Raw genomic sequence first — 7682 nt, forward strand, 5'->3', positions numbered from 1 at the left:
ACAACCTTTTCATTTACTGCTTTAACAACCCGGTTAACATGACCGATGAAGGTGGTTATTGGCCAAGCTGGGCAACAAAGGTTTTGATCGGAACTGCAGTTATTCTTGCGGTCGCCGTTTTGGTGGTTGCCACTGGCGGAGCGGGCGCGCCCGCCGCTGTCGTTGCGCTAAACTGCTTTGCAACAGGAGCACTACAAGGCGCAATAGTTGGTGCGGCATCCGGCGCTGGGATAGGCGCGGCATCCGGAGCTGTAGGGCACCGACTAAAAACGGGAAGTTGGAAAGGCGCGGGTAAAGCGGCTTTAAATGAGGCCGCAGACGGCTATATGACCGGCGCAATAACGGGAGCCATAGCAGGAGGCCTTGCCAGCAAAGCCTGTTTTGTTGCGGGAACGCCAGTATTGGCCGCCAGCGGATTGGTTCCCATTGAAACCATTAAAGCCGGAGACATGGTATACTCCGAGAACCCAGAGACAGGCGAAAAAGGATTAAAACGTGTCGTACAGACTTTTGAACACGATGTTACTCAGCTTGTACATGTGTTCGTTGACGGGCAGGAGATAAAAACAACGGATGAGCATCCGTTCTGGGGGGGTGGAAAGGGGTGGACTGGCGCCTCCCATCTAAAACATGGCGATGTCTTGAAGTTGGAAAATGGGAAGACAGTCACTGTTCAAAAGATTCAGATTGAGCATCTCCAAACGCCGGTTAAAGTTTATAACTTTGAGGTAGAAGACTGGCACACATATTACGTTTCAAATGATTCAATATTGGTTCATAATATGTGCAAGTTAAACAACTTGTACTCTTCTATCAAGAATGCACCGGGATATAGTAAAAACTTTGTAAGAGCCCGAAACGGGTTGAAGAAAGTAAATATTAATAACAAAGAATTGCTTGAGCAACTTCGCCAATATGGAACGGGTTGGAAGAAAGTATATAACAACGGTTTTTTGAATGGCGAAAAAGTTTCTTATCACTATTTCCAAGACGCTACAGGTAAAATATTCGACTTCAAAATGAAATATGGATGGAACTAATCAATCATGAAGAAAAGCTACGTCGTGATAATCAATATTATAGCTGAAAATATTTCTGACGAGGAAAGCATGGAAAATCAGACAGATGCCTTGGCCAAAGAAATATCTGCACTTCTCTCCAAGAAGGATGGCATGACGCTTAATCTTGAGTCTACAGGTTATGAAGAACTACAAGGAAATTGCGGAAAATGCACTGTTTGCGGAGCGTGGGCGACGGATTACGGTCAACCGGGTGCGTTTTCAGAACTTTCAAACGGAGCGGTCGTAGACGGTAAATGGTACTGTGATGTTTGCCTGCCGTTCGACCACCCAAACAAATTTTAAATTATGGGTGGTATAGATAATGATGGATAAATATCAATGTTGTATCTGTGGGAAGACCATTGATTTAAATGAAGAACCAAATCTCAGTCTTGTCGCCATTAAACACTGGCTTTCAACAGCTGAAAATCAAAAGGAGCAACAATTGTTTTGCCATGAAGAATGCTTGGCAAAGGTTTTGTTTGATCCCAAGTCACTGTATTTGCAGTATTTATGACGGCATCGTATTATTGAAAATCTCACTTTCCTCACACCACCCCCGCAAACCTCCACCCAATCACAACCTCCTGCCTCCTCTCCCCATCCACCCATTCCGCCTGCCCCACCTCGATCCGTTCCACCAGTTTCCCCAGCACAAGCGGCGTCAGGCGGTCGATGCGCAGGTGGTCGCGGAGGGCTTCCCGCAGCTTTTCGGCGTTTTTTCGGTAGTCGTTCTGTCCGGCCAGCCGGGCCTCGAGGGCGGACATCCTGCGAAGGATGTCCGCCTGCTCCGTCTGGTACTGCTTTGTGAAGGCCGCGTAGTTCTCGTCCGTCAGCAGGCCGGCGGCGTGCTCCTCAAACAGCCGGCGCAGCAGGCCGGACAGCTCCTGCCGCCGCCGGGCGAGCTTGTCCCTCTCTGTTTCGAGCCGCCGAACGGAGGCATCCAGCCCGGCGCGTTCGGCCACCATGCGGGCAAACACCGCGTCATCGTGAAACTGCTCGGCGGTGCGGCGGATGCGCTCCAAGACGGCGTTGTAAAGCGTGTCGTAGGCGATGGCGTGGGTGTGGGCGCACTCGTCCGGGTGGCGGTAGTGGTACATGCAGCGGTAATACGGCTCGCCGCCCTGCTCCCGGTCTGTGTGCGCCATCGAGAGCGGATGCCCGCACTCCGGGCAGAACAGCACGCCCCGGAAGATGTTCTCCGTCCGGCAGGCGGAGGGCGTGGGACGCGCCCGAAACAGCGCCTGCACGCGCTCGAAGTCCTCCCGGCTGACAAGCGGCTCGTGCGTGTTCGGTACCACGATCCGCTGTTCTTCCGGCACGTCGCGGCGCTCCCGGGTCTTGTAGCTCACGATTTCGCACTTGTGGTTCACCATATCCCCCACATAGACACGATCCCGCAGGATGGCCTTCACGGTTTCGTAGCACCACGTATACATCTTCTCCGGCGACTGGCCCCGGTTGTACCGCGAAAAGCGCGTATCGCCGTTGTGTGCCTTGTGCGCGGACGGGTTTGGTACCCGCTCCGCCGTCAGCCGTTTGGCAATCCGCACCCCGCCGAGGCCGGAAAGCGCGAGGGCAAAAATCCGTCGTACCACGGCGGCAGCTTCCTCGTCCAAGGCAAGCCGGTTGCGGTTGGCCGGGTCCGGGCGGTAGCCGTAAGGGGCTTGTGCGCTGATGAAATAGCCGTCCTTTGCTCGCTGGCGCTTAGCCGCTTTCACCTTGCGGGAAAGGTCTTTCGCGTAAAGATCGTTGAGAATATTGCGGAACGGGGCAATGTCGTTGTCGTCGCGGCTGGTGTCCACACCGTCGTTCACGGCGATGTAACGGATGTTTTTGCGGCTGAAATACACGTCGGTGTAGTAGCCGGTCTGGATGTAGTCGCACCCGAGCCGTGACAGGTCTTTCGTCACGACAAGGTTGACGCGGCCGTTGTCGATGTCGTTGAGCAGGCGCTGGAAGTCGGGACGGTCGAAGTTGAGGCCGGAGTAGCCGTCGTCTACGTAAAAATCGTGGACGAGGAAGCCCTGCTCACGGCAGAAGCCCTCCAGCAGCGACTTTTGCATGCCGATGCTGACACTTTCCCCGGCCTGCTCGTCGTCCTTGGAGAGACGGCAGTAAATGGCGGCGGTATAAATCCCGTGCTGTTCCATAGTGCCCTCCTTACGCGGAAACAGCATGATTCAGGATTTGACGGTCGGCGGTTCCAGTATACCGCCGTCCGTCGTCGGCGTCCAGACATTTCCGCGCGCTTCCAGCAGATTTTGGGCGGCAAGGTCGGCGAACAGCTCGACGGCCTGCCGGGTTCCCCGGAATTCCTCGCGGACAATCAGCTTCACGCGTCCGAATTGCATGGTATCCCTCCCGTGCAAGGATTGGAGATAAAGCCCTCCAACCATTGCACGCAAAACCGGGCGGTGTACGGGTATGTGGTCAAGATTTTTTCCATGATCGCATGTGGAAGTACGCTTTCAGGCGCGCAAATTGTTGTCGGGCAACTTCTTCCCTATTAGGGACGAAGTCGATAAAGCTGGATTCCATCGGGGTTCGTAGCGCCTGTAACATAAATGGAAGAGGTGGACGCCCGTTATGGCTAAACATGCGATAAACCGCGTCCCTGTGGGTTTGGTTTGACTTGTGGAAGCGAGTTCCACAAGTCGAGCGGCAGAAATATGTCAAATGTATGATGGCATGGGGAAACGGCATACCATGAAAACCCTGTTGAAAGCTTTGCTTGCAAGCTGTATTTCGCCGGAGGTATGACGGCTATTCCTGCCTTGCACGCAAAATCGGGGATTTTGCGGTTCGGCCTCCCTTCGGGAAGAATTCCGAAGGAATTGTATTGGTGAAAAGAAGAATAGCCGCGAGCACGCTCGCGACTATTTCAAAGAAATTCTTTGTCAGGCACATTTCCCGCCGACCTGTCAAATCCGGTCATACTGCGGATGGGTTTGAATTGACAGAGGAAATATGCTGAGCCTGTGTAAAAACCCCGTGTAAGCATGGCCTATAGCAGCATGTAATTTTGGCTGATTCATGAGAAAGGCGAAACGGGACATTGCAAGGGCAAAATCACCCTTGTAATATCCCTATCAATTGCTTTGTCCCGACAATATTGATCGCTCGTTTCATGTTATAGACTAAAAAGTGCAACAGTGATTCTGTTCTCATATTCTCTGTCCTTCTGGTCAGAAAATATGAAAATCCCATTGCCCTTTTAACTGTCCCAAAAGGGTGCTCTACTGTTTGCTTCCGCACTTTATACATATCCGCAAACTGTTCGGTTCTTCTGTCTACCTCGTCAGCTATTCGTTGAAAAGGCCTGTCCTGTATCGTCCGACCCTTTTTATTGTCCGTGCATTTATCTTTTACTTGGCATTTTGAGCACGCTTCATAATTTTGATACCGCTTAACATCCGTTTCCTGTGTGTATTGTTTTCTGTGATGATATGCCCTTAGCAAATGCCCTTGTGGACAAATATATCCATCCTGGGCTGCATCATATTGAAATCGAGACTTCTCATATTCCTTTGTCGCAGCCATAAAGGAGCGATCTGCCTTTGCAACAATAGGAACGATCTTAGCTTCTTTACATTTTGCAAACTGCCGGGCTGAATAATACCCTTTATCTGCAATTGCAGTAATGGTTTCAACGCCCAGTTCTTCCTTGGCTTGTGAAGCTATATTGTAAAATTGCTCTTTATCAACTGGTTCACTTGTTACATCAACAGCTACAATCAAATGATTTTTATCGTCTACAGCCACTTGCACATTATGGCAGATGTCACAGCCCTTATTATTTGTTTGCATCATTCTGGAATCGGGGCCGGTTTCATATATTGTACCATTTGCTTTTACTGCCTGTTCCAATTCCTTGAGATCGCTCAATCGTTTATTTATGCCTTCGATCTTATCTTCAATTTCTGACCGACTCAGTTTTGGGGTAGCGCAATCGTTTTCCTGCTCATCGCACTTATCAAGCAATAGCAGATATCCCTCAGCCACTTTATTATAATGTTCTATTTTCTTTTGGACCTTTTTTTCGCTGTGATAGGCAAATCGGCTATTGCTAGCTCTGAATTTGCTGCCATCCACGGCAATCATTTCTTTTCCGATCAATTCCAGCTCGTCGCAGATCATGCTGAACTTATGGAAAGCCTGCTTTATCTGCTTTTTATTGTTCTTCCTAAAATCCGCTATGGTTTTGAAATCGGGTTTTAAACTATTTATCAGCCACATCACTTCAATATTTCGATAGCATTCCCGTTCGATTTTTCGAGATGAACGTATCCCATTGAAGTAGCTATATGCGTATAGTTTAAACATATCGACTGGGCTATATGGCTTTCTGCCAGTTTTTTTTCGTCTCTGAATATGTAAATTTCATTGACGGAATACCCATTTTTTCAACGATTGCGTCTATAGCTCTTGCTTCGGCTTCTTCAGGGAGCATATCGTCCAAGCACATCGGCAGCATAGTGATTTGATTACGGTTCTCGCTGCATTTGTAGCGTTCCAAAGCGGTCGCCTCCCGGTAGTTGTCGTTATCTATATTATACCATAATATACCTGGTTCTTGAAGGATTCGCCTGCGTTTTCACACAGCCTGTGCTATAATTGGAATTGGAGGATGTAGCGGAGAGGGTCCAGCCGAGACAGGACTGTATTATCTGAACAGCAGGTATTATGATGCGAATATGGGCAGGTTTATTAATGCGGATAAATTAAGCACGACAGTCAGCCAAAGTGACGACCTCCTCAGTGCAAATTTATTTGCCTACTGCACAAATAACCCGGTTAACAATACGGATGAAACGGGAAACTGGAAACTGCCAAACTGGGCCAAAATTGCAATTGGTGTGGGCGTAATTGCCACCTGCGTTGCACTTTCAGTTGCCACGGCAGGTGCGGCGACACCGCTTGCGTGCTTTGCCGCTGGAGCTTTGGAAGGTGCAATCTGTGGAGCAGCGATAGGTGCTGTAAGCGGAGCCACAATAAGTGCCGTTGTACATCGTGCGGCAACGGTAAGCTGGAAAGGTGCCGGAAAAGCTGCAATAGATGGCGCGGCTGACGGTTTCATGTGGGGAACCATAGGCGGCGCGGTTACAGGAGGAATCGGCCGATTAGCGAGTAACGCCTGTTTTGTTGCAGGAACGCGAGTATTGACGGCTGCGGGAACTATTCCTATTGAAGAAATAAAAACAGGCGATCTTGTCTATTCAGAAGACCCGGAAACCGGAAAAACGGGCTTAAAGCGGGTTGTACGGACATATGTACATGAGACATATGAGCTGGTACATGTTCATGTCGGAAATGAAGAAATCAAAACAACAAGGGAGCATCCATTTTGGGTAATTAAAAAAGGATGGGTTGGCGCAGGTGAGTTAAAGCCCGGCGATATTCTGAAACTTGAAAGTGGAAAAGCGCAGCCTGTTCAATCCATTTCAGTTGAAAAACTCGGTACACCGGTTGCAGTATATAATTTTGAAGTCGCTGATTGGCATACATATTTTGTGGGCAATAATAATATTTTGGTGCATAATACATGCGGTGAAATAACGGGGTATACCAAACACGGCTTAAACCAAGTAATAGGGCGCGATGGCGGAAAAGGTGTAAGCACAAAAGCTATTTTGGACACTATCAAAAATCCAAGTAAAATTGTTAAGCAAGAAGGCGGTAAAATTAAATATATGGGAAACAAAGCGGTTGTCGTGTTAAATAAATTTGGAAAAGTTGTTACTGCATATGCTAAAAGCCGAAAATACTGGAGATGATAATTTGTGAATGAACAGTATTATAATGATATTTTGAAAATTTGCTTAGCAGTTGAGAGAAAAGAGCAACTACTTGAAAAATTCACTTTACAATCATATCAAGCAAACAAAAGCCTTCTAGAAAAATATGTGGATTGCATTACAGATGTCTTTTGTAAGTTCGGTTTAAAATCAGACGATGAGCCTAATAAATGTGGCCTCGTCTTGGAAGATGTTATAAATTATTATAATAATTTAATTTATGATTTGGAAACAACATGATTATTCGATGCCAAGAGGAAGTAGACAATATTTGAAAAACCCGGAATACGAGGGGACGGTTCGAAACCACTGAAAAGTGTTAAAAAACACGCGGAGACGGTTCTCTCGTGCTACATGTATCTAATTATACCAAACGATCAACACAACAGCAGCGACAATTGCTGGTGCTTCGGCAACACTTGCTGTGGGTTCAGCAGCTATGGCATCCCAAACATACCGATTAAGGAAGGGCATGAAAGCAAAGTATAAAAATGCCGTTCCTTACGCAAAAGCTGGGGATGGTATTGGTGAACACACAAACAGAAATAATTGGAAAAAGCATTCGAATCCGCGAGCTGGCAGAAAAACCACCAAAAATAGGAAGGGGAAATGGAAGCCTAATCCGAATACCAAAAAAGAAATTTGCCCGAATAGAGGAGAAATTAGTATGAATTCAGTTTTGTTAAATGCAATGGCAGAAAAGAAAATATTATCTCTGTATACAGACACATCGGAAACCAATAAATTTACTGTAGGGTATATATTAGGTACATCTGATGATTATGTATTATTGAACTCTATAGCTACAAATGGTATAAATGAC

10 protein-coding genes are annotated in these 7682 nt (G+C 47.7%); 6 read left to right on the plus strand and 4 right to left on the minus strand.

The window, feature by feature from the left end; genetic code table 11:
* The 3 genes from ABF463_RS13035 to ABF463_RS13045 all read left to right on the plus strand — a co-directional run.
* Window positions 1–1040 (plus strand): polymorphic toxin-type HINT domain-containing protein (locus ABF463_RS13035; RefSeq protein ID WP_415534224.1); only part of this gene is annotated, 1040 nt, incomplete at its 5' end.
* 69 nt (window positions 1041–1109) lie between these two features.
* The gene (locus tag ABF463_RS13040; RefSeq protein WP_415534226.1) at window positions 1110–1364 is read left to right on the plus strand and encodes a hypothetical protein; all 255 of its coding nucleotides are present in this window, start codon (window positions 1110–1112) and stop codon (window positions 1362–1364) included.
* A gap of 19 nt (window positions 1365–1383) precedes the next feature.
* Window positions 1384–1578: a hypothetical protein gene (locus ABF463_RS13045; RefSeq protein ID WP_415534228.1), complete on the plus strand. Its 195-nt coding sequence runs from the start codon at window positions 1384–1386 to the stop codon at window positions 1576–1578.
* Between the two features lie 31 nt (window positions 1579–1609).
* Here the strand turns inward: ABF463_RS13045 and ABF463_RS13050 are convergent, their stop codons facing one another.
* The 4 genes from ABF463_RS13050 to ABF463_RS13065 all read right to left on the minus strand — a co-directional run bounded on the left by ABF463_RS13050 (window position 1610) and on the right by ABF463_RS13065 (window position 5580).
* Window positions 1610–3214, minus strand: coding sequence for a recombinase family protein (locus ABF463_RS13050; protein WP_415534230.1), 1605 nt, complete (start codon window positions 3212–3214; stop codon window positions 1610–1612).
* 30 nt (window positions 3215–3244) lie between these two features.
* The gene (locus ABF463_RS13055) at window positions 3245–3415 is read right to left on the minus strand and encodes a hypothetical protein (RefSeq protein WP_415534232.1); all 171 of its coding nucleotides are present in this window, start codon (window positions 3413–3415) and stop codon (window positions 3245–3247) included.
* A gap of 718 nt (window positions 3416–4133) precedes the next feature.
* Entirely contained in the window at window positions 4134–5387 is a 1254-nt protein-coding gene (locus ABF463_RS13060; RefSeq protein ID WP_415534234.1) for an IS1182 family transposase, read from the minus strand.
* Window positions 5388–5397: 10 nt separating this feature from the next.
* On the minus strand, window positions 5398–5580 hold the full coding sequence (locus ABF463_RS13065) for a hypothetical protein (RefSeq protein WP_415534236.1): 183 nt from the start codon (window positions 5578–5580) through the stop codon (window positions 5398–5400).
* Between the two features lie 142 nt (window positions 5581–5722).
* On the opposite strand from ABF463_RS13065, the gene ABF463_RS13070 reads away from it, so the two are divergent.
* The 3 genes from ABF463_RS13070 to ABF463_RS13080 all read left to right on the plus strand — a co-directional run.
* Window positions 5723–6838 (plus strand): polymorphic toxin-type HINT domain-containing protein, encoded by a 1116-nt coding sequence (locus ABF463_RS13070; protein ID WP_415534242.1) that lies wholly within the window; start codon window positions 5723–5725, stop codon window positions 6836–6838.
* Between the two features lie 6 nt (window positions 6839–6844).
* The gene (locus ABF463_RS13075; protein WP_415534238.1) at window positions 6845–7099 is read left to right on the plus strand and encodes a hypothetical protein; all 255 of its coding nucleotides are present in this window, start codon (window positions 6845–6847) and stop codon (window positions 7097–7099) included.
* 232 nt (window positions 7100–7331) lie between these two features.
* Window positions 7332–7682 (plus strand): hypothetical protein (locus tag ABF463_RS13080; RefSeq protein ID WP_415534240.1); only part of this gene is annotated, 351 nt, incomplete at its 3' end.

This window comes from Ethanoligenens sp. (assembly GCF_047718355.1).
Taxonomy (GTDB): Bacteria; Bacillota; Clostridia; order Oscillospirales; family Ethanoligenentaceae; genus Ethanoligenens.